Source organism: Advenella incenata, from assembly GCF_004217095.1.
In the GTDB taxonomy this organism is placed as follows: Bacteria; Pseudomonadota; Gammaproteobacteria; order Burkholderiales; family Burkholderiaceae_B; genus Advenella; species Advenella incenata.
Genome location: NZ_SHKO01000001.1, coordinates 1,701,797 through 1,722,610, shown reverse-complemented (window position 1 = coordinate 1,722,610; position 20,814 = coordinate 1,701,797). Strand labels below are relative to the sequence as shown.

The 20,814-nt window shown below is 55.2% G+C and carries 19 protein-coding genes and 1 pseudogene; 1 reads left to right on the top strand and 19 read right to left on the bottom strand.

What is annotated here, in order from left to right; genetic code table 11:
• Positions 1-120 precede the first annotated feature (120 nt).
• From EV681_RS07810 to EV681_RS07745, 14 genes are all read right to left on the bottom strand, one after another.
• Positions 121-2,610 (bottom strand): TonB-dependent siderophore receptor, encoded by a 2,490-nt coding sequence (locus tag EV681_RS07810; RefSeq protein WP_130303660.1) that lies wholly within the window; start codon positions 2,608-2,610, stop codon positions 121-123.
• A gap of 265 nt (positions 2,611-2,875) precedes the next feature.
• Entirely contained in the window at positions 2,876-3,868 is a 993-nt protein-coding gene (locus EV681_RS07805; protein WP_130303659.1) for a FecR family protein, read from the bottom strand.
• A gap of 96 nt (positions 3,869-3,964) precedes the next feature.
• Positions 3,965-4,474, bottom strand: coding sequence for a sigma-70 family RNA polymerase sigma factor (locus tag EV681_RS07800; RefSeq protein WP_128395486.1), 510 nt, complete (start codon positions 4,472-4,474; stop codon positions 3,965-3,967).
• Positions 4,475-4,486: 12 nt separating this feature from the next.
• The gene (locus EV681_RS07795) at positions 4,487-5,026 is read right to left on the bottom strand and encodes a thiamine pyrophosphate-binding protein (protein ID WP_130303658.1); all 540 of its coding nucleotides are present in this window, start codon (positions 5,024-5,026) and stop codon (positions 4,487-4,489) included.
• On the bottom strand, positions 5,023-6,264 hold the full coding sequence (locus tag EV681_RS07790; protein ID WP_130303657.1) for a PepSY-associated TM helix domain-containing protein: 1,242 nt from the start codon (positions 6,262-6,264) through the stop codon (positions 5,023-5,025). The genes EV681_RS07795 and EV681_RS07790 overlap by 4 nt, the downstream gene beginning before the upstream one ends.
• A 64-nt stretch (positions 6,265-6,328) precedes the next feature.
• Positions 6,329-7,369, bottom strand: coding sequence for a metal ABC transporter substrate-binding protein (locus EV681_RS07785; RefSeq protein ID WP_130303656.1), 1,041 nt, complete (start codon positions 7,367-7,369; stop codon positions 6,329-6,331).
• On the bottom strand, positions 7,366-8,265 hold the full coding sequence (locus EV681_RS07780) for a metal ABC transporter permease (protein WP_128395482.1): 900 nt from the start codon (positions 8,263-8,265) through the stop codon (positions 7,366-7,368). Before EV681_RS07780 ends, EV681_RS07785 begins: the two co-directional genes overlap by 4 nt.
• Positions 8,262-9,020 carry a metal ABC transporter ATP-binding protein gene (locus EV681_RS07775; protein ID WP_128395481.1) on the bottom strand — a complete coding sequence of 253 codons (759 nt, stop codon included), beginning with the start codon at positions 9,018-9,020 and terminating at the stop codon, positions 8,262-8,264. Before EV681_RS07775 ends, EV681_RS07780 begins: the two co-directional genes overlap by 4 nt.
• Entirely contained in the window at positions 9,017-9,967 is a 951-nt protein-coding gene (locus EV681_RS07770) for a metal ABC transporter solute-binding protein, Zn/Mn family (RefSeq protein ID WP_128395480.1), read from the bottom strand. The genes EV681_RS07775 and EV681_RS07770 overlap by 4 nt, the downstream gene beginning before the upstream one ends.
• Before the next feature lie 35 nt (positions 9,968-10,002).
• On the bottom strand, positions 10,003-10,596 hold the full coding sequence (locus tag EV681_RS07765) for a DUF6162 family protein (RefSeq protein WP_130303655.1): 594 nt from the start codon (positions 10,594-10,596) through the stop codon (positions 10,003-10,005).
• Entirely contained in the window at positions 10,593-10,928 is a 336-nt protein-coding gene (locus tag EV681_RS07760) for a hypothetical protein (protein WP_207227019.1), read from the bottom strand. Before EV681_RS07760 ends, EV681_RS07765 begins: the two co-directional genes overlap by 4 nt.
• Before the next feature lie 193 nt (positions 10,929-11,121).
• On the bottom strand, positions 11,122-11,340 hold the full coding sequence (locus EV681_RS07755) for a hypothetical protein (protein ID WP_130303654.1): 219 nt from the start codon (positions 11,338-11,340) through the stop codon (positions 11,122-11,124).
• A 32-nt stretch (positions 11,341-11,372) separates the two neighbouring features.
• Positions 11,373-12,602 (bottom strand): S8 family serine peptidase, encoded by a 1,230-nt coding sequence (locus tag EV681_RS07750; RefSeq protein WP_130303653.1) that lies wholly within the window; start codon positions 12,600-12,602, stop codon positions 11,373-11,375.
• A gap of 191 nt (positions 12,603-12,793) precedes the next feature.
• Complete coding sequence (locus EV681_RS07745) at positions 12,794-13,756, bottom strand: LysR substrate-binding domain-containing protein (protein ID WP_130303652.1); 963 nt, start codon at positions 13,754-13,756, stop codon at positions 12,794-12,796.
• Between the two features lie 169 nt (positions 13,757-13,925).
• Between EV681_RS07745 and EV681_RS07740 the strand changes: the two genes are divergently transcribed.
• Complete coding sequence (locus tag EV681_RS07740; protein WP_128395475.1) at positions 13,926-14,216, top strand: hypothetical protein; 291 nt, start codon at positions 13,926-13,928, stop codon at positions 14,214-14,216.
• 370 nt (positions 14,217-14,586) lie between these two features.
• Here EV681_RS07740 and EV681_RS07735 read toward each other — a convergent pair whose 3' ends face one another.
• The 5 genes and pseudogenes from EV681_RS07735 to EV681_RS07720 all read right to left on the bottom strand — a co-directional run bounded on the left by EV681_RS07735 (position 14,587) and on the right by EV681_RS07720 (position 20,811).
• Complete coding sequence (locus EV681_RS07735; protein ID WP_128395474.1) at positions 14,587-15,753, bottom strand: aromatic ring-hydroxylating oxygenase subunit alpha; 1,167 nt, start codon at positions 15,751-15,753, stop codon at positions 14,587-14,589.
• Positions 15,754-15,771: 18 nt separating this feature from the next.
• Entirely contained in the window at positions 15,772-17,664 is a 1,893-nt protein-coding gene (locus EV681_RS07730) for an IucA/IucC family protein (RefSeq protein WP_242612223.1), read from the bottom strand.
• Between the two features lie 93 nt (positions 17,665-17,757).
• Positions 17,758-18,255, bottom strand: a pseudogene (locus EV681_RS22695) (GNAT family N-acetyltransferase); the annotation flags it as partial.
• Entirely contained in the window at positions 18,191-19,486 is a 1,296-nt protein-coding gene (locus EV681_RS07725; RefSeq protein ID WP_128395472.1) for an MFS transporter, read from the bottom strand. The gene EV681_RS07725 and the pseudogene EV681_RS22695, both read right to left, overlap by 65 nt.
• Positions 19,483-20,811: a lysine N(6)-hydroxylase/L-ornithine N(5)-oxygenase family protein gene (locus EV681_RS07720; protein ID WP_130303650.1), complete on the bottom strand. Its 1,329-nt coding sequence runs from the start codon at positions 20,809-20,811 to the stop codon at positions 19,483-19,485. Before EV681_RS07720 ends, EV681_RS07725 begins: the two co-directional genes overlap by 4 nt.
• Positions 20,812-20,814: the final 3 nt, after the last annotated feature.

Genomic DNA, 20,814 nt, shown 5'->3' with positions numbered 1-20,814 from the left:
CGGAGCCAAGTTCGCCGTGTTCCGTTTATTACCTGATTCATACTGCCCTTTTACATCAATAGCCTTGGTGCATGTCGCGCGTCGCATCTGTTCAAGAGGCGATGCCGCAAGCTGTGCTTGTCAATAACGGATATCTACGCCAGCCTTCAACGAAAGCGGCGCGCCGTAATACGCGGTGCCCACACCAGAATAATATTTTTTGTCCAGCAAGTTATAGACGTTCACGTAAGCAGACACCTTGTCTGTAATCGCATAGCGGCCCATCAGGTCGATCACTGCATAACTCTTTTGCGTAAAGCGCTCACCATTGGGACCCAGTCCATCCTGGTAAATCGCGCTTTGCACGCGAACGCCGCCTCCTATAGTCAGGCCATTTCCGATATTCGGCATGTGATACGTGGTAAATAGCTTGAAGACGTTCTGCGCCACTTCGTTGCGCAGCACGCCGCCGTCTTTATTTTTGCTGACGCTACGCGTAAATCCGGCTGCCAGTTGCCAGTGCGGCAGCACCTGGCCGGTCGCTTCCAGTTCAAAGCCACGGGTTCTTGCGCCAGCAACCGCTTCGTAGGCGCTGTCCCCATTCGGCGCAAACTCGCCCGGCAAGGCAACCGCAAGATTGTCCTGCTTGAGATAAAATGCCGCTGCGCTCACATTCAGGTTGTCGTTCAACAGGCTGCCCTTGACCCCCAGTTCATAACTGTTGCCCAGCAAAGGCTTAAGGTAGTTGCCGCTGGTGTCTTGATAGGTCTGGGGCTGGAAAATGGATGTATAGCCTGCATACACTGACCACGCCTTGCTAACGTCATAGACCACACCCACATAGGGCGTCAGCTTGTCATGTTCGGCCTGTCGCAGGGAGTTCGTCCCTACGCCAGCCAGATCATAATTGCGCTTGTCATTCTCCCAGGAAGTCATGCGTGCACCAAGGATCACCGACAGGTCGTCAGTAGGACGCAAGCGCGTTGTAATATAGGCGCTGGCCGTCTTTTCGCGAATATGCATTCTGCCATTGGCAGGATTGACCGGTGCGCCAGGAGAGGCGCCGTCCCAGTCATAAATATTCCCGATGGCATTGTCCCAGCCGTTGAACCGCCACAATCCGTACGTCGGCGTGTCTTCTTCGGTGTGAGTCAATGTGGCTCCAACCACCAGTTCATGGCGTCTGCCGAACAGTGTATATGGTCCGGTAGCGTATACGTCCAGGCTGTTTTGCTTGGGCGTACCGGCCCAGCGTCCGGCCCAGATCAACACCCCCTTGCCGGAGGCCCGATCGGGAAAACCGCCTGCCGCATAACCGAGCACTTCATCATAGCGGCTGGCCGTATAGCTGTAGGTTCCCTTGACCAGCCAATCATTATCGAAACGATGCTCAAGTGAAGCAAAGAATGCCTGATTACGACGTCGGGAATAAGCCCAATCAGCTGCAGCGCTGTCAGATCGACTCCATTCGGTTCGTGCACCGTCTGCAAAAAAGCCAGGCCGCCCTGATCGGGCATGGCTGGTCGCATTGTGCTCCTGATAGGAAAATCCCAGCCTGGCCAGTGTCGAAGGCGTCAGGTCCGCTTCCACCGTGGCATACAGTATTCGTTTCCTTTCGCGCAATCGCTCAATATACGAACGGTTATTCTGAATCACGCCGACGATGCGACCACGCATTGTGCCCTCTTGGTTCAATGGTGTCGAAACATCAACTTCAGAGCGATAGTGATTCCATGAACCCGCTTCCAGTTTTGCCATCGCCTGAAAGTCCTGCACAGGCCTTTTCCTGATCATGTTCAACGCGCCGCCAGGCGAGCCCAATCCGCTCATCAGGCCGGTCGCGCCACGCACAATCTCAACGCGATCAAAAAGCGCCATGTCGTTGCTCTGAAAAAGACGGTTGTAATTACTATTGACCTGGCCCACACCGTCGATCAGGTAATTATCAATTTCGAATCCGCGAGAATAGATGGTACTGCTGTCCGATCCTGTATTTCCTGCAGAGTCCAATGACAAACCCGGTGTCTGCTGCACCAGATCAGACAATTGCGTAATACCCTGATCATCCATGCGTTGTCGGGTCATGACAGTCACCGACTGGGGCGTTTCTCGCGGCGAGAGCGACAGCCGGGTTGATGATCCCATGGCCTGACTGGTATAGGATCCGGAACCTTCCGTGATGCCAGGGTCGGCCAGCGAAGCAGCTACAATGGCGCCCAGCTGTGTTACCTGGTCCGAAGGCGCAGCAACCGTACTTGCTGGCGGTTGCGGGCGCGGCACCAGCGTAATGGTATTGCCATGTCGACTGTAATGAATCCTGCTGCCCGCCAGCAGCTGTTCCAGCGCCTGTTCAGGCGTAAGCGTTCCCTTGACGCCGCCGGTATTTAAGCCCTGCAGCAACGAAGCCTGGTAAATAAACTGCAAATGGGTTTGCTGGCCAAGTTTCAGTAAGGCATCGTTCAGCGATTGTGGGGCAATCATGATCGGCACCGCTGTCTGCTGCGCAAGTACACCGGGTGCAAATGCCAACGCCACCGCGACGGCAAGCGTCATTGCAACACGACCCGCGTATACAGAGGGGCGGCCTGCAGGCAGCGAGTGGGTGGAAAATGACGGGTTTAATTGAGCCACGACGAATTACCTTGAATATAAAAAAGGACGACACCACAATTGCACATGCAATGGAATGTACTGGGCGTTGCAGGCAACGCTGCTATATTTGGTAAGACGATTGGCAGGGTAAAAAGCCTGACTGATTTTTGAATATTTTTCCGGATGCCGCACTATACTCGCGCAGTCTCTTTATGGCAGGCGCCGACCAGCATTGCACTTGGTCCGCTCTGGCGGCAACGGAATCACCCGATCGGCGCCAGACAACCTGCATTATTGGCAAGCTTCACCGCATAAATAGACGGATGCCGCCCCTGTCGCTACGGACAACGCGCAAGGGCAGGCTTTGAGGAAGTGCTTTCAGAAATGCCGGCAAATCGTCAACATTGAACACACCAGCCACCGGCAAACGTTCTAGCCGCGGGTCAGCAATCACCAGAGGCTCAGAAAGGTATCTGTTCATTTCACTGACCACCGACGCCAAAGGACGGTTACGGAATACGACTTTACCCTGGCGCCACGCCGTCAGTTCTGCCACGTCGGCGTGCTGTGGTGTGCTGACGCCCTGCGCGGTGATATGTGTCGACATGGAAGGCATCAGTTTCACCGACCGGGCCACAGGCGTTGCTTCTGCCCGCACCGAGACAATGCCCGATTCAACAGCCACCAATACGTCCAGCGGTTTTTCCATTCGCACATTAAACTGCGTCCCCAGGACTTTTACCCGGCCGACAGCAGTAATCACATAAAACGGGTGCTCGCTATCATGGGCGACATCAAACATCACATCGCCGTGTAGCAACTCCACCACTCTTTTGCCATTGCTTACCCGAAAGGTGAGCGAGGAATGGGTATTCAGATCAAGGCGTGTTCCATCGGGCAGGATCTCTGTGCGCCTTTCTCCGCGCGCTGTGGCCAACTGAATTTTTTTGCCATCATGCCAGCTACCGGAAAGCAGCAACCCCGCTCCCCCAGCCACGGCAGTACAGGCGGCAAGCCCGGCCACCACGAAGCCGCGCCGGGAGGCGAAAAAACGGCGCTGCGTACTGCTACGGGGTTCTGCTGCCAGCGCGCGCATTTGGCTGGCCGGCACGCGATCGGCCCATTGCCATAGCTGCTCCATCGCCCTGTATTCCTTGTCATGTTCTGGATTAGCCTGACGCCAGGCATGCAGCGCGGCCAGTTGCGCCGGCGAACACTGGCCAGCGTTGACACGGGAGAACCACCAGGCAGCGGCCTCACGCGGATCGTCCGGGGGTATATGTAGCTGATCTGTCATGCGTTAGCTAACCGAATGCCCGGCTCCTTTTAGGGTAAATACACAATGTATACCCTTCTTTCGAGTAAGACGAATGGCCAATGATAAAACCTGAATTTAATGCGGAGAATAATGTTGAAGCCGATCACGCAGATGACGCAACGCCCGTATCATGTATTTTTGCACCATGTTTACGGAAATATCCAGGCGCTGCGCGATTTCCTCTTGAGAATAGCCTTCTATTTTCTGCCAGATAAAGACCTGACGGCATTTTAAAGGCAATTCTGCCAGCGCCGCCGTCAGACTGTCAATCAACTGCGTATTGCGAATATGAGCATCGGGATCATCCATTGCCGGCTGATCCGTTTCGTGCAGGCTATGCAATGGCAATGTATCTAGAATCTGGGTCCGACGATGCTGATCGGTAAGGCGGTTGCGCACACAGCGATGTAAAAACCCTCTGGGGTGAACCAATGTCGTTGTGATTTTTCCTTCCAATGCCATGGTCAGGACATCATGCGTTGCGTCTTCCGCATCTTGTCTTGAGCCGGCACGATGGGTCCACGTCCTTAGCAGCTCCTGATAATACTGCAGCCAGTCGCCGGGCAGCGTGCGCAAATTGGTCATAGTCGTTCAGTTTCAGCGATGACCCAGCCATTTCATGGTGACGGGCGAGGCCTCTGCCAGCGGCAACGAGGTTGAATGCGATGACCCGTCCCAGCCTTCGGCGGTAAGCCATAATTGCGCGTCCGGCGGCGTATCTTTGGGGATCAACACACCAATCTGCATGTTGTATACACTGCCAAAACCAATGGCGCCGGCAGTGCGCAGGCTGCGCGGCTTGCCCACACGCAGGTAAACTGCGCGCACGGCACTGCGGCACGACTCGCACAGAGAGACAGAAAAGGTTTTCACAAAACCGGCAGTACCATCCCGTCGTGGCGGCAGGGCATCGAACTCAGCCATATGCACTTCCCACGGGCCCACTTTCTTGGCGCCCAAATCATGCACACCCAGCCCCAGATCGCCCGAGAACAGGGCCTGGTCTTTTATGTAGCGCGGCACGAAACACAGCGGGATCAAAATGGCCAAAACACTCAGGTGAAAACGCCAACGATACCACCACACCTTGAAACCCGACCGTGACCCGGACTGAATTGCCTGAGCCTGACTATTCATGATGCACCTTTTTCTGTTTTCATAAAGCGTGCGCCCGCTGCCGCTGGCGACGGTTGTCCACCGTGGCTTGTCGCCGTATTTTGCCGGCGTGACTGGCGATGCTCACGAAACATGCCAGCCGTTTCCTTTGCCGTTCGCTTGGTCCAAATCAGCATCCCTGACAGCACCATCATGGTCAGCAACAGACCGAAGAAGAAATACACCAGTTTGAGCCAGAGCCCGGCAAAATCCCCAGTGTGCAGCGGCCGCATGGATTCGGTCACCAGCTCCAGGCCGGAATAATCCGACACGGTGCGTGAAGAATCCACATTGCCCGTATACGGATTGACCGATGCTCGCTCAAGAATAAGCGGATAGCTGCTGCGCCCTGTTACCGTATAGTGGCTATAGGCATTGGCTGGCAGAAAAATGGATTCGGCCTGCATGTCCGGAAAATGCCCCTTGGCCTTTGCCACGGCCTGATCGGGCGACAGCAGCAGGCTCCCGGACGACCCGTCCGTGCGTGTGGGGACATCCTGGCGTTGCACCATGGCAGGCGGCGGCGCCGTTGAAATGGAAATACTGTTGTCGAACAAAACGGCTTCAATCAGGAACCAGGTAGCTGTCACACTGATGATGGCAATAAAGGGCACAGACCAGATACCTGCCAGTCTGTGAAAGTCTCCCCAGAAAATGCGCGCGCCCTGGCCGATGCGCAACCGGGGCTTAAAGTAGCCACGCCAGAAACGCTTGTACACCACCAGGCCGGTAACCAGGGAAATCAGCATGGGAATGCCCAGCAACGAGACGGCATACCAGCCCCAGGCAAAACCGTTGGTGAACGGCACCAGAAGCCAGCCATGCAAGGCTCGCACAAATTGTCTGAAATCAAAGCCTGAAATCTGGCCCTGGATCTCGCCTGTGTAGGGATTGACATACAACCGGCCAGATTTGCCATCTTGATAACTGGTGTTAACCGTCAAGGCAAACTGCGATTTGACTGGCCGGCGTATGGAGTTGACCACCGATCCCGGATGGGCCTTCTCAACGCGCGCCAGAACCTCATCATAGGTCAGCATCCTGGGATTGCCGGCCGGCGGATTGGCCCGCACCATCGGGCTGGCCAGCCATTCGATTTCCTGGCTGACCGTCGCGATACTGCCGGTCAGACAAATGAAAAAGATAAAGCCCCAAATCGGCAGTGCCAGCCAGCTGTGAATAAGAAACCAGAGCTTGGCTTTGGATTTTTTCTTGGCCATGCTTATCTAACCTCGCCTACGATCAACAATTGAGATGTTTTCAACATACTTTGCCTGTCCTGTATCAACCGGGGCTGCCGGCAACCAGAGCCTGCACAAGTGTCTTTCCTGCTGCCTCCAGTACGCCCACCGGATCTTCCCCATCCGTTTCAACAACCACCGGTTTGGCGCCCGCGCCGGTAATCGCTGCGGCCACTTCTGGGCTCGCTGCTTCGTGCAGCAGAACTGCATGTACGCCATTGTCCCTGATGACGGTGCCCAACGTGGCCAGCGTCTGCGCGTTCCAGTCGGCCGGTGTGGTCACCGGTACGACATCAAGATTGAATGCGCCAGCCAGTGTATGCAGTCGCGGAGACAACACAACGACAGACAGATTCGGCGCATCCAGCAGCGCAGACTCCACCTGGGCGTTCAGGGCAATCAGGCGCTGGCGCAATGTCGCCAGATTCGCCTCTACTTTGTCCTTGGCATCCGGTTCCAGGCGCTGAACGTCAGATGCGATAATGTCAGCCATCCGTCCCATATTTACCGGATTGAGCCACGGATAGTCTGCAGCGGTATTGGTGTCTGCAGTGGAGGCAATGCCTGGCAGACCATGGTCCACGGGATTGGCGGCATCAATTTCAATGACCCGAATATTGTGTTTTCGTGCCAGCGGATAAAGCGGGTCGTCCGGCCAGATAGAACGCAGATGGACCACCGCATCAGCCTTTCGCACGATGCGATCAAAAGATTTCGCACCCCGACCCGACAAATAAGAATAATGACGAGATGCCGGCAAATTGGCGGGCGTAGCCCGGCCCGGCACGATACCGCTACCTTGCGTCAGGGCCTCGAGCAATCCGTAGACGACCGGATGCGCGGCCACAACGGTTGTTGTCTGCCGGCTCTGCGCAGACGAGCTGACATGCGCAGCCGAGGTGGCAGTTGAGGCGGCGCCAGGCGCTACATCTGTTTGAGCCGCAGTATTTGCACCGCTACGACTGCGCGTAGGAACATTATCCTGAGCCAACGACGGATTGGCCAGCGCCGCTGCCATGCATAGCGTCAGCAGCGCCAGTCGTATCTGGGAAAAAGAAGGGGGAGAGACAGCAATCGGCTTCATGCCGTTGTTCCTTTCAATGCAGGGATAAATCCCCTGGCCAGCGCCGAGAGAATAAACACGCTACCGGCGACCAGGATAATGGCAGCACCCGAAGGTACCGGTAAAGCGAACTGGATTGGCAGAAGAATACCTGCCAGGGTACTGACAATCGCAATCGCAATTGATAGCCAGAAAAAGCCGCGCATCGATTGCGCCAGAATTCTTGCTGTGGCCGCCGGGATCACCAGCAATGCACCAACCAGGATTGCACCAATGACCTTAACCGCCGCAACGGTCACGAGCGTGACCAGCACAACAAACAGATAGTCCATCAGTGTCGTGCGCACTTTGCGTACCGCTGCCAGCTGTACATTAAAGCTGGACAGAATCAGATGGTTGTAATTGAACAGCGCCAGGCATGCGGTCAGCAACCCGATAACACTAAGCACCAACAGGTCCTGCGAGGTGACCGTCAGTACCGAACCGAACAGGACGTTTTCCAGAATATGAATATTGATCTTGCCTGCCAACAACAGCAGCAAGCTGCCACCCAATGCCAGTGAAATGGATAGAAAGACCCCGATTAATGTATCGGAGGCCAGACCGGTACGGTTGCGCAGATAATTGAGCAAAATGCCGAATAACAGACAGAACCCGAATAGACTGCCATATGGACCGGTGTAGGGTTCACCGACAAGAATCCCGATGGCCACGCCAGTCATGGCCGCATGCCCCACCGCTTCGGAGAAAAAGGCAAATCGCTTGACCACAACCAGTGTGCCCAGTCCACCCAGCAATGGCCCGATGATCAGGCCGGCCATAAAGGCATTAACCACGAAACCATACGTAAACATTTGCGGCAACACCCCGTCCTGGGCCCATTGTTGCAGCAGCGCGCGAATCGTATCAAAGATCATGCCGCCACCCTCGCTTGCGCAGACAACTCGGGCGCTGCAGCGTGAGCATCCATGCGCGGATGAGCAGAGAACAAGACCAGCAACTGCTCGGTCGACAATACCTGCGCAGGCTCGCCTTCAAAAACAATCCTGTGGTTCAGACCGGTGACCCGATCAGCCAGACGCCTGACCGCATCAAGATCATGCTCTACCCACAGCACGGTAACGCCGTTGTTACGCCAATAGCCAAGCAAATCTTCAAAGACGGCAACGCCGGCTTCATCCAATGCCGCCATGGGTTCATCCAGCACCAGCAGCGACGGGGCGGGAATAAGCGCCTGCGCCAGCATGATACGCTGACGCTCGCCGCCCGAGAGTGCACCCATGCGCCGCTTGCGCTTGTTGTGCATGCCAACGCGCGTCAGGGCGTCGTCAATGGCGTGGGTGTTGCGCGAAGACAATCCGAAAAACGCAGGTCGACGCTGTGTCATAACACCCATGAAATCGTTGACCGTCATGGGCAGGGTCCGATCAAATTCCAGTGCCTGTGGCACATATCCGATCACGCCCGGCTGTGCAGGCCAGGTCAGTGTCAATGCGCCCTGATGAGGCATCTGCCCCATCAGGGTTTTGATAAGCGAGCTTTTACCCGCGCCGTTCGGGCCGATCAGCGCATGAATACTGCCAGCCGGCACATGCAGATCAATGTCATGCAGAATCCGGGTCTGTCCAAGCGTGAGCCTGACTTGGCGCATGTCGACGGACGGCCCTGTCATTTGCGGGACTCCTGCATTGCGCGCACCACGGTATCCAGGTTTTTTGCCGTCTCGGTCTCCAGCTTGTCGGCCGAATATTCGCCATAGGAGATATGCGTCAAGGGATAAAGGCGAACACCGGTCTCGTTGCGAATCGTGTCCACATAGGTTGACGGAAAATCCATTTCTGAAAAAATCACATTCACATCCAGATTCTTCAACTGGTCTATCGTGCCCTTAAGCTGGGCTGGACTGGGTTCAATCCCATGTGCGGGTTCAACCACCGCAGTCACTTCCAGTCCGAATTCACGCAACAGGTAATCATAGGCCCCGTGGATCGTGGCCACACGCATGGCGCCGGCAGGCACACTGGCCAGGCGCTGCAACGCCTGCGCTCGCAGGGTCCGCAGCTTTTTCGTATACTCGCGGGCATTTGTACGGTACGCCTGGGCATTGTCCGGATCCATCTTCGCCAATTCCCGTGCAATGGTGTTGACCTGGGCGATGGAACCGGTTACTGACAGGAAGGTGTGTGGGTTCACAATCTTTCCGGATGATGCTCCGCTACCTGCTCGGGCAGCGGACCCCGTCGCTGCCAGCAAGGGCACATTGGCATTGGCCTCGATCAGCGGCACCTTGGGGTTGTCGCTGGACTGAATCATGCGATCGGCAAAATCGTCATGGCCGATTCCGTTGACCACGATCACATCCATGTCATTGATGCGCTTAATATCTTCGGCCCGAGGCTCATACGCATGCGGATTAAAACCGGCAGGAATAAGGGGAACCACTTGCGCCCTGTCACCGACAATATTGGCGACGTAGCTGTAATAGGGATGCAAGGTCACGCCGATGCGCAACACCTTGGCGCTGGCCACGCTGCAAACGCCCAGCAATATCACTGAGCCGCAAAAAAAAGACACGGCGCGAACCCGACCGGCAAAAACAGACAGCAAAAAAGACATCATGAGTGTTGAGAAAAAATAGGTTGAGTGCTGCTGCACTAGTGTTGGTGGCGTGTGGCACCGGCGTCAAATTGCGAGACAATCTGCTGCCAGCCTTCTTGCGTCAGATTGTCCGGATTCAGACCGGCAGGCACCTGCGCTGCGGCGCCCGTCGTTTTGTGCAGCCAAACCTGAGCCAGGTTGCCTTGTTGCTCAGCATGGGTAGTGGCCTGCGCTGACTGCGTCACTCGCAACAACATTGAGCCCGCCGTATTCTGGTCTTGCGTAACGCCGATATAGGCAACCACCTGGCCTTCCTGCTTCATTTGCCAGTCGTGGCCACCACGTCGGCCCGTGGCAGCATCCACCACAAAGGGCGGAATCATCTGCTCGGCCAGGTCACTGACCTGGGGCGGCGTTTGCGCGAAACCGATCTCGTCGGCGGCAACCAGCAGGTCGGCGTATACGCCCTGCTCTGCCGCAGTCAAGCCATGGCGTGCATCTATTTGGCCTGTTTGTATCTGCGAGACCGGTGCACTTGTTGTTCGCAACACGATTGTGAGCGTGGCAAGCAGCACAATCACTACGCACACAGCCAGAACCGCACCCGTTTCATGTCCCGCACCGGCAGGCCGAATGGCCTGTACCGTCATTGCGTGATCTCGCTCTGGTCGATTTCTACCACGTGGCCCGGGCCCGCGTCGAACAGAATGTAAAACTCCTGCTCCGGCTTCTTGAATTCCAGGGTGGAGTCCGGGGATAATTTTCCCGGAAGCAGCACCTTTTCATCATAGGAGATGACATCCAGCGTGACACCGGGCGCCGCCGAGCCATCTGAAAATCCGCCTTTGCACAGTACTTTATCGGCGCCCACTGCCTTGCAGGAAGCAACCGGGTTATGAGCCCAGGCCGATGTGGCTGACAGAGCAGAAAGAAAGAAGAAGCAGGTCAGAAACGCAGACCGTGTGCTATGTGATGATTTCATAGGAGAAAATGCCAGTGAGACGGCGCAGATCTGACGACCATGCGACGGACGATCTAAAACAGTGTCATATCGCGGTACTGTAACTGAATTAATAGTTAATGTAAACTATTCTCATTGGCATTTCTATTATATGGCGCATTGTTACAACGGATGGCGCTCAACCGGTATCGCCGGGCTGATGTCACCGGGGCGCCTAGCAGTTCCGCATGGGCCGGTCTGCCTCCACGGCAGCCACGCCCTCTACAGCACGCAGCTGCGTCACATTTTCAGCCTCGATATTGCCCGAAAACAGGCCCAGGGCGGTCATTTCCCGTTCGACGGCCATGCCTTGCCGGCGGCAATTTTCCACAACCACAGAAAACCGCTCCCGATAGGTCTCCTTGACCAACACCGTCAAAGTAATGCGTGTCATGGCCCTCTCCTGATTGTTTTTCATTGGCGCATTTACGAACCCATGTCCTGGCCATTGACTGCGGCCGGGCGACCGGGCGCCTGAACCAGCCCGCGTCCCACATCTTGCTGCGGCAATGGCAATGGGCGGGCATTTTGCACGATGCGATCGCGCAGCACGCTGCCCCGGGCAGCAGGATCGGATTGGGCAAACAGCGCCGCTACGCCGGCAACGAAAGGCGTGGCCATGCTGGTTCCACTGATGGTATTGTAATTTTTCGGACTTGGCCATGAGGAAAGCACATCGACGCCTGGCGCCGCAACGTCCACTTGTCCGCCGTCATTTTGCAGGCCCCCGCTGGAAAAGGGGGCTATCGCCATATGCTCGTCAATTGCAGCTACCGCGACAATGGATGGACAATTGGCTGGATGCGAGACCGGCGCGATGTAGTCGGGTCGTTGGCTTTCATTGCCTGCAGCCGCTATGATTAGCGTGCCGGCGGCCAAAGCGCGCTTTGCCACTTCCTCGAAAATGTGTGAATAGCTGTCGCCCTCCTTGGCGGGACTGCCAAGCGACAGGGAAACGATTTCGCAGCCCTCACCCACCGCCCAGTCAATGCCATCGAGCACGCTCCCGTCACCCCCACTGCCGTCGTTACCCAGCACTTTGCCGATATACAGTTGTGCTTGTCCGGCCACACCATAACGAGGGCCGGTAACCGGCTCCAGTGTTCCGGCGGCAATACCGGCGCAATGTGTGCCGTGGCCATTTTCGTCTTGAACTTCAGCGCCAGTCACAAAGGAGCGCGATTCGATCTGCCGTTGCGCAAAGTCCTGATGCTGCAAGTCCAGGCCGGTATCCAGAACAGCCAGACGGATACCTTGACCGTTATAGCCTGAATGATCGGCACCGCAGGCACGTACGCCCCAGGTCGCCTGCGCATCGGCATCGCCCTGTGCAGTGCCCTCAGGCCGGTTCGATGACACCGCGATGGCATGCACGCGACGCTCGGGCTCAATCATCAGAATATTGCTCTGCGCCTGTTGCGAGGCCGTTTGAATCGCATTGCCAGCCGCTACTTCGCAACGGATCAGGGCGGCGCCAATGTGATCAAAAACAATGGCACAGTTCAGCTCCAGCGCTGTGTACTGCCCGTCGGTCGTGCTCTCGGATTTGACAATGGAAGCGCCGGTAATGCGCTGCAGATCCCGTATTCCATCATCAGTTCGCCCCTGCCGCAGCAGCACAATATAGCGGCCGGTCGTGTTGGCAGATTCAGCCATACTGTTCTCCTTCTTTAACAAAGCAGTCGGATAAGCAACAGGACCCTGACCAAGCCACCCTTTCGATCAACCGTTAACTGGCGCATGCGCCAGCAACCGTGGAGGCACCCGCAGCACTGAGCAGATCGGTGCAATATCCGGTGTTCAATACAGCTTACTACAACAGCGCGAAAATTTCACTTGTCATTGTCTCACGTGTCAGCCTGATACGTTGTCTGGCTATCGCCGGCGCCCTGTTCGTTGCTTGCGTCATGCAACAAGGCCGCACGCGAGGCGGCCAGTTCTTCGGTAATCCAGGTGCGCAATGCAGCCAGCGCAGGCCAGTCGCGCAATGCCGGGCGGTACACCAGATGGATGGCATGCGCAGTGTCGTAAGCGACCGAAATGGGTGACAAGCGGATCAGCTTGCCATTGCGAATAGCGTCTGCAGCAAGCAGCTCTCGCGCCAGCGTCAGGCCCAGCCCTTGTTCTGCAGCCTGCAGCATCAGCCCCATATCGTTGAACTCGGCCACGGTATTGAACGGCACCTGCAAGCCGGCAGCAGCAAACCAGGCCTGCCAGGCGCCTCGATCGCCCAACAGCGGTTCCTTGAGAAAGGCAGCGGGCGGCGCGCCGACAAGACGCCGTGCATCCACGGCGCAACCGACCACAATCAGTGGCATGGGATCGTCAAAAAGGCGATCTGCCACGACGCCTTGCCACGGACCCATGCCTTCACGTACCGCAGCATGGAACCCGTCGCGCTGCAAATCAACAATTTGCTGAGATGTGGTTATTTCAAGTGCTATATCCGGATGGCGTTCCCGCCAGCGCTCCAGCCGCGGCAACAACCAGCGCTGCGCAAATGAGGGCACCACCGAAATACGCAGTTTTTTCTCTACGCTGTCCGAAGCCATCCTGGCCAGTTGCACTCCGTCTTCAAGCTGGATCATTGCCGACTGCACGGAACATAAAAATGTAGCGCCGGCCGCATTGAGCACGATTCTGCGACCCTGGCGCTCGAACAGCGCAAACCCCAATGTGGTTTCCAGCTGACGGATCTGCTGGCTGACCGCGCTATGCGTCAGGTGCAGCACTTCCGCAGCGGCACGCAGGTTTTGCAGCTCGGCTACGGTACGGAAGGCGGGAAGCGTATTTAAGGGAATTCTGGCCATCACGTTTCACAATGGGTATAGCCTCTGATTGCCACAGAGACAATTGGTAAGAAAAAATGACCAATCTAGTTAAAAATCATTGATTTTCATTGGTCGAATGGATAGCTAAACTTACCATAAGTGTGCTGTTTTTAGCAACGCTTATACACAACGAGCCTAAGGAACGATCATGAATACAGCTATCCAGACCCCTTCCTGCCCCAGCCTTACCTGCACTTCCGAGGGCCATAGCCGATTTCGCAGACTGCTCGCGACATTGTGGTCCAAAGCAGGACGCCGAACATGGACCGCCCTGCCCGACGCAGTCAATCAAGATGACCCCTGGTCAACGGCAGTCAGCCAAATCCAGCATCTGGATTCGCATGTGCTGGCCGATATCGGCGCTCCGCGATGGGTCATAGACGAAGTCAGCCGCCGCCAGCGCAACGATGGCATTTTGGATATAGCAAAAAAATGGTAAACCCTGGACCTGGTGCTTTATACAGGCGCCCAGGCAACACATTGGTGCAGTTGCGGCGACACTGCCATCAAGCCGCCGATGACCGCATTGAACGCCTGCATCACGCCTGTGGCACTGATACCTGAGGGGGTCAACCGCCCCTTCGCCATGCGACACGAGCCTGTCGTCCGTCGCGGGCCATAACAGCGTTCGACACACAGGCATCTGCAGGCGGACCATGCCGCCGACACAACGCCGTCTGCCGGGTAGGCACACAGATCACGCATCCTGTTATGCATGGGCAAAAGAAACGTGTGTCAATGGCCAGAATGTTTACCGATGATCACGCAGCGGGTGAAATGATTACAGATGTCGTTATTGCACACCCGTATCAGAAAATATTGACACCCGACACAGGGGGCTGTGTGCTATCCATATTCATCATGGTGCGATACCAGGCGTGAAATTGCGCCATCCCCTCTTCCAGCGGAATCTGATAGGGGCCGTGGTCATTGCGATCCCGTAAATACAGCGCGCGACGTCCTTCGTCAATCCTGACCGCGATTTCGTCATCCTCTTCGGCCGTCTCCATATAGGCCTTGCGATGGTACTCGGCCAGTTCCGGGCTGAACGCCAATACATCGTCGGGATAATAAAATTCAATCAGATTAAGCGTTTCCCCTGGACCTTTGGGAAACAGCGACGACACCACCAGCGCATGCGGGAACAGTTCGATCATCAGCGTGGGATAAATTGCGATCCAGATTGCGCCGAACTGAGGCGTTTCATCACCCATGTACTCTTTGAGCAGGCGTTCCCACTCCCGATAGACCGGTGTACCGCCCTTTTGCAGCGTCTGCTCTGCACCAACCGTCTGCTTGCAATACCAGTTGCCGTAAGCCCAGCGCAGGGCGTCGCACTCTACGTATTTGCCCAGTCCCGGGTGAAACGGCCCGATATGATAATCGTCATTGTAGATTTCGATAAAGGTTTTCCAGTTGCACGGGCAGCTATGCGTTTCCACATGATCGAGCCGGTAATGGGAAAGATCATGTCCCAGTTCATCAAACAGCGTGTGAATATCGTGCGGCAGCCCGGACGGATGCTCAAACAAAAAACCGCTCATGTTCAGCAAAGGCGAAGACTCCAGTTTTTTACACTGGCGAATTTCAAACTGCGGCGCTGACAACAACTGGCCATCCGCGCGATAAGTCCAGGCATGGACCGGGCAGACAATGTTGCCGCCGGTTTGCCCCAGCGAACCGCGATGTTCGGTCAGCTCGCAGTTGGTGCTGTAGCTGCCCAGCATCAATGCCTGGCGGTGGCGGCAGACATTGGACATCAGTTTGATGCCATCGGCATTGTGTAGCAATACCCGTCCACCGTTTTCCTGCGGCAGCGCATACCAGTCCTGCACCTCTGGCACACTGTTCTGGTGCCCCACATAAAGCGGGCTGCACCGGAAAATACGCTGTTGCTCCTGCTCATAGACCGCCTGATCAAAATAGGCACTGACAGGCAGTGGAGAAGCCAGCTTCAGAATGTCTGCAAGATCCATGCGAATTCTCCGGAAAGATTAGGCTGGTTCGGGCTGCGGCATCAGGTTTGAGGCCTCCAGCTCGGCCACCGACAGTGTGCGAAAGCGTGCAACGGGATTGGGCAGGTTCTCGGCCATGGTCAGGCTGCCAGCTGTATCCGACAGGTCCACCATCTGCAGATTGTTTTTCAATTGCAAGCGGTTCAGGCACGAGTGTCTGAAATCATCTGCAAAGAAGTCATAACGAGCGAATTTATCGGCCAAAGCTGGATGTGCCTGCTGATACCGCTTAACGGACAGCGCTGCCAACGTCCAGAATTGTTCTTCGCTGCAGCAGCCGCTGCTATGCAGGATATCGCTCATATGCCGGAATACGCCGTCAAAAATATCGATGAATATTCCCAGTATTTTGTAGTCTTCCGGCACGCTTACCTTGAGACGGGCAATATGCTCCGGAATATCAAAGTCCTGATCCAGAATTGCACTTTCTTCGGCAATATCCTTCATGATGCAGCGCTGCGGCACATTACTGTGATCCATGACCATGATCAGATTCTCGCCATGCGGCATGAACACCAGTTCATAGGCATAGAAGCAATGCACCACGGGAACCAGGAAAGCGTCAAAATAGCGACTTAGCCATTGACTGCTGGACAAGCCGGACTGCTCAATCATCAGAGGCAACAGCGCCTGTCCGTCGCGATCACGATGCAGTAACGATGCCATGGTCATCAGCCGTTCTGTTTTCTGTACTTTTTCGGCCGGGCTTTCACGCCATAATACAGACAGCATTTTTTTGTAGGGGCTGTCCTTCTTCAGTGCCGCCTCGTAATAGCGATTGGTGTAGCCGATAGAGGCAACTTCCTGAAGGATGTCAAAACCGTTCTGGCGTAAGAAAGGATCGCTGTCAATCAGTTGCTTGAGCCATTCGTTGATTGCCGGTGTACCCGCCATGTAATAAGGAGACAGGCCACGCATAAAGCCCATATTAAGGATGGACAAGGACGTTTTTACATAGCATTTTTCATGATCCGTGTGATTGAAATAAGTGCGGATCGATTGCTGCGCCTGGTATGTATCCTGGCCAATGCCCAGGTACACAATATTGCGTTGTGCAATGTCGGCTGCAAATGCAATACTCAAACGGTTGAACCACTGCCATGGATGCGTGGGCATGAACAGATAATGATCCGGCTCCAGTCCCTGTGCCTGCAATTGCGCGCGATAGTCAGTCACCTGCTGCGAGCCCAGTTCCTGGCGCACAAAGCTGTCATATTCCAGCGTCGAAAGCGACGCGAAATGAGCATGAGTACGATGGACCGCCAGCCATACCAGCGTAAAGCGACTGCCTGTTTCCGGTGTGTAGCTTTCATAATCGAACACATTAAAGCCAATGCGACCGTTGTTGGCAACGAAACCCGGGTGCCCCTCGGTCATGGCCGCTTCTATCTGCTGGTAATCTGCATGCAACAGATCCTTGCTATCCAATGATTGATGGCATCGCTTGTACGCTGCGCCATACAAGGTACTGCTTATTTCATCGAGATACACCGGCAGTTTGTCGGCAGGTATGGCCAGCGTTTCCTTAAAATCGATAATAAAAGACAAGGCATCCAGTTCAAGCGTCTGGCCGTTGCAAATACGGGTGACCGATGGTTCTGAAACATGCCAGTGGCGTAACATCATGGGACGCGCCAGATACTGGTATTGCGTTTGTCCATCGTCGGACACCAGTACATAGGCATGCAGGCTATCGTCAGGGGCAGTATGGCCGCCATCATGAGGCGCGTCACTGCGCGCCGGCATCAAAATCTGTTCGTGCGAAAATTCGGCAATGGCTTTGGCAACCAGATGACGATTGACATGTTTCCAGATCTCGGGCTCGAGATGGCGCAGATGCTGTTGCGCTGACGGTACGGGATAATGGCTCATCTTAGTAGTTCCTGAAAGTGATAGGGTTGCGTCGAAGGCTGGCCTGGTGGCAATAGACAGCATGGCATGCTTGGTTTTGAGGGCAATGACACCAACCTCTGCGAATCCGGCCTTGCGGTTGAGCGCCCTTACCTTGTCATTGCGACTGTCGGGTTCAACCACGACACGTCGCGCACCAACCTGGTTAAACAGGTAATGCATGACATGGCGCATAACATCCAGCGTGTAGCCATGCCGTTGTTCGGTTGCAGGCGCTACAAAAAAATGCATGCCGATGTCGCCAGGCTCCACCTGGTAATGGCGGGCAATGTCATGATGCTGCGGGTCATAACATTCGAGCAGAAAACAAATCTGTCCGTGCTGCGTACCAACCCAGGCCCACTCATGCGAACTGGCCTGCTGCGTCTTGTAGAACGCCAATACTTCCTGCCGGGTCATATCTGCCATATCCCAGTAGCTGGCGTATTCCAGGTCAAACCACGGATGAAATACGGGTACATCGTGCTCGGGAACGAGTTCCCGAATCTCAAACGCGCCGGGATTCCAGTTCAATCTCTTTACTCCTGTCTGTATCGGTGTCCTGCGGGACACCAGTTGGCTTGATATGGTCCAGATCCAGCGTCAGTTTATTGGCCAGCCACGTTAACGCTATGCCCGCTGCTGCGATCAGGAACACGGCCTGATGACTGATCAGACTGACGATATATCCTGCACACCAGGAGGAAATAAGCACGCCCAGGTTCTGGAAAAAATTGGTGATGCTAAAGTGATGCGCATAGTCTTCCTTGCGGCTGATGCTAAACAGGCTGACCTCCAGTTTGACCGCAATCTGAAACAGCCCCCAGCCGTACATGCATCGGCCAATCACAATGGCGATGTCGGACGGGATCGACTGCAGGTACAGTCCGACCAGCGACAACAGCAAATTCCAGGACAGGTTTTCATTGCGTTGGGTCGCCGTCGCGCTCAGCCGATGCTTGACAATCAGGGCAACCACCGCCGCCAGTCCCGGAATGGCAAAAATCAATCCTGCCAGGGTCTGGTCCTTGTGCGCCGTTGCATAAATCCAGTATTCAGAAAAGAATGGTCGTATCAGATAGGCACTGAAATCGAACACAAACATAATCAGGCTCAGCGTCAGGATACCCTTGGTCAGATGCGAGAATCCGCGGCGTGTGGCTACCGGCGCAGGCGCCGTTGCATCATCCGCGACGATAGCGGCCGTATCCTTGATATCCTGTGCATTGATTGGCTGCTGGTTGTTAACCTTGATGATTTTTCCCTTGCGGTTGAGCCACAGCGTAATGGCCATTTGTCCGAAATCACCGGCAGCCATCAGAACCAGCGCAGCACTCGCGCCCAAGTGCTGCAATATGTAGCCACCCGAGGCGGCGGCCAGAATACCCGATATGTGCACAACGACCGAGAGCAGCGCGATGGTTCGGCTATGCTCGTCGCTATTGACGATGCGCATCAGGTACGGAAACATCAGCAGATAACTGCTTTTGAACATGAACATGAGCATGGTCAAAACCCAGTACTGCGTCAGGGTTTCTGCCCAGATGGCCGACAGGCACAGCAGGCCCGCTATGCACTGGGTAAAACCGATAAGCGACATGGGCTCAAACCGTTTGGCTACCCGCACCCAGATCGGCAGCGTACACATGACAGCAATCGAAATGGCAGCCACATACATCCCGGTGTGCACCTGATCGGTGTTGCCATAGCGCATGTCGAAAAACTGCGGGTAAAAGCCGATAAGCACGGTGTCGCTCATCATGCCCAATGCAGACATAATGATGATGGCAAGGCGTATGGTCATTTGTCGCTCAACTGTGCAAACTGGTTGTTCTCTTGCGGCGTGAACGCCTGGAATGTCGTACCGGAATCAATCGCATACACTTCCCGCTTCATGATCGCATTGATAATGCAGGCATTGCGAAAGCAATTTAATCCCAGGTCCGGATTGGTCAGGCCGTGACTGTCAAAGCCCGCGTTCTGAATATAGACTTCATCACCATTTACGTCTGCGGCATAGTCTTGAGCCAGGTGGTAGCGCCCCTGGCTGGTCAGATTGAGCCGGTCGGCAATCCCCTGCATAAAATCGGGAATACGATAACAATAGCCGGTGGCAAACACGATTTCATCTGTAATGAACCGGTACCGCTTGCCCGTCTGGCAATGGTCGAATACCAGTTCCGTGTCGCTGCCGTGGCGGCTGCACTGGGTAAGTGCCATATTGGTGTACAGGTGTGTGCGGCGAGCACTGTCTGGTGACTTTTCATCCAGCTCATCATAAATCTGTTCGATCAGGCTGGTATTGATGCCATTGAAAATGCTGACCTGATCCTGCAGCGTCCTGTGCTTTTGCTGCTCATCCAGCTTGTAAAAATGCTCGGCATAGTCAGGCGTAATCAGTTCAAGCGTCAGTTTGCCGGTTTCCATCTGAAAGAAACGGGAAGAACGCGTGATCCAGTACAGCTCGTAATCGTGCTGCTCCATATCCTGGAGCAGATCATAATAAATTTCCGCGCCGCTCTGCCCGCTGCCGATCACGGTAATTCTGCGCGCTTGTTGTAATCTGGCTTTTTGCCGCAGGTACTGACCAGTGTGCGCCGACAAATAATCTTCACCTACGCAGGCCGGCAGACTGGGCACACTGCCGATACCGACCACCAGCCTGCGGGCACGATATTGCAACTGACATTGATTGCGTAAATCGGTTACTGTGGCCACGTAACATTGATCAGCTTCGTCATACGCCAGCGCGGTCACTTGCCGTTCATAATGGACACTGTCCAGTTGCGAGGCCGCCCACTGGCAATAACGGTTGTACTCCTGCCGGGTCAGATAAAAATTTTCCCGAAAATAATAGCGGTAGATTTTTCCCTGTTGCCTGCAGTAGTTCAGATAAGTGAAGGGGCTGGTCGGGTCCGCCAGCGTAACCAGGTCCGCCATGAAGTTGTTTTGCAACGTCGTGCCTGGAATCATCATGCCATCGTGCCAGCTGAACGCGCTTTTGCGCTCCAGAAACACGGCAGTCAAATTTTCCACTGGCGCCATCAGGCATGCCAGGCCCAGGTTGAACGGCCCCAGACCTATCCCAAGTACATCGTAAATTGTGTCTGCCGCTTGACTGCCCTTCATGAT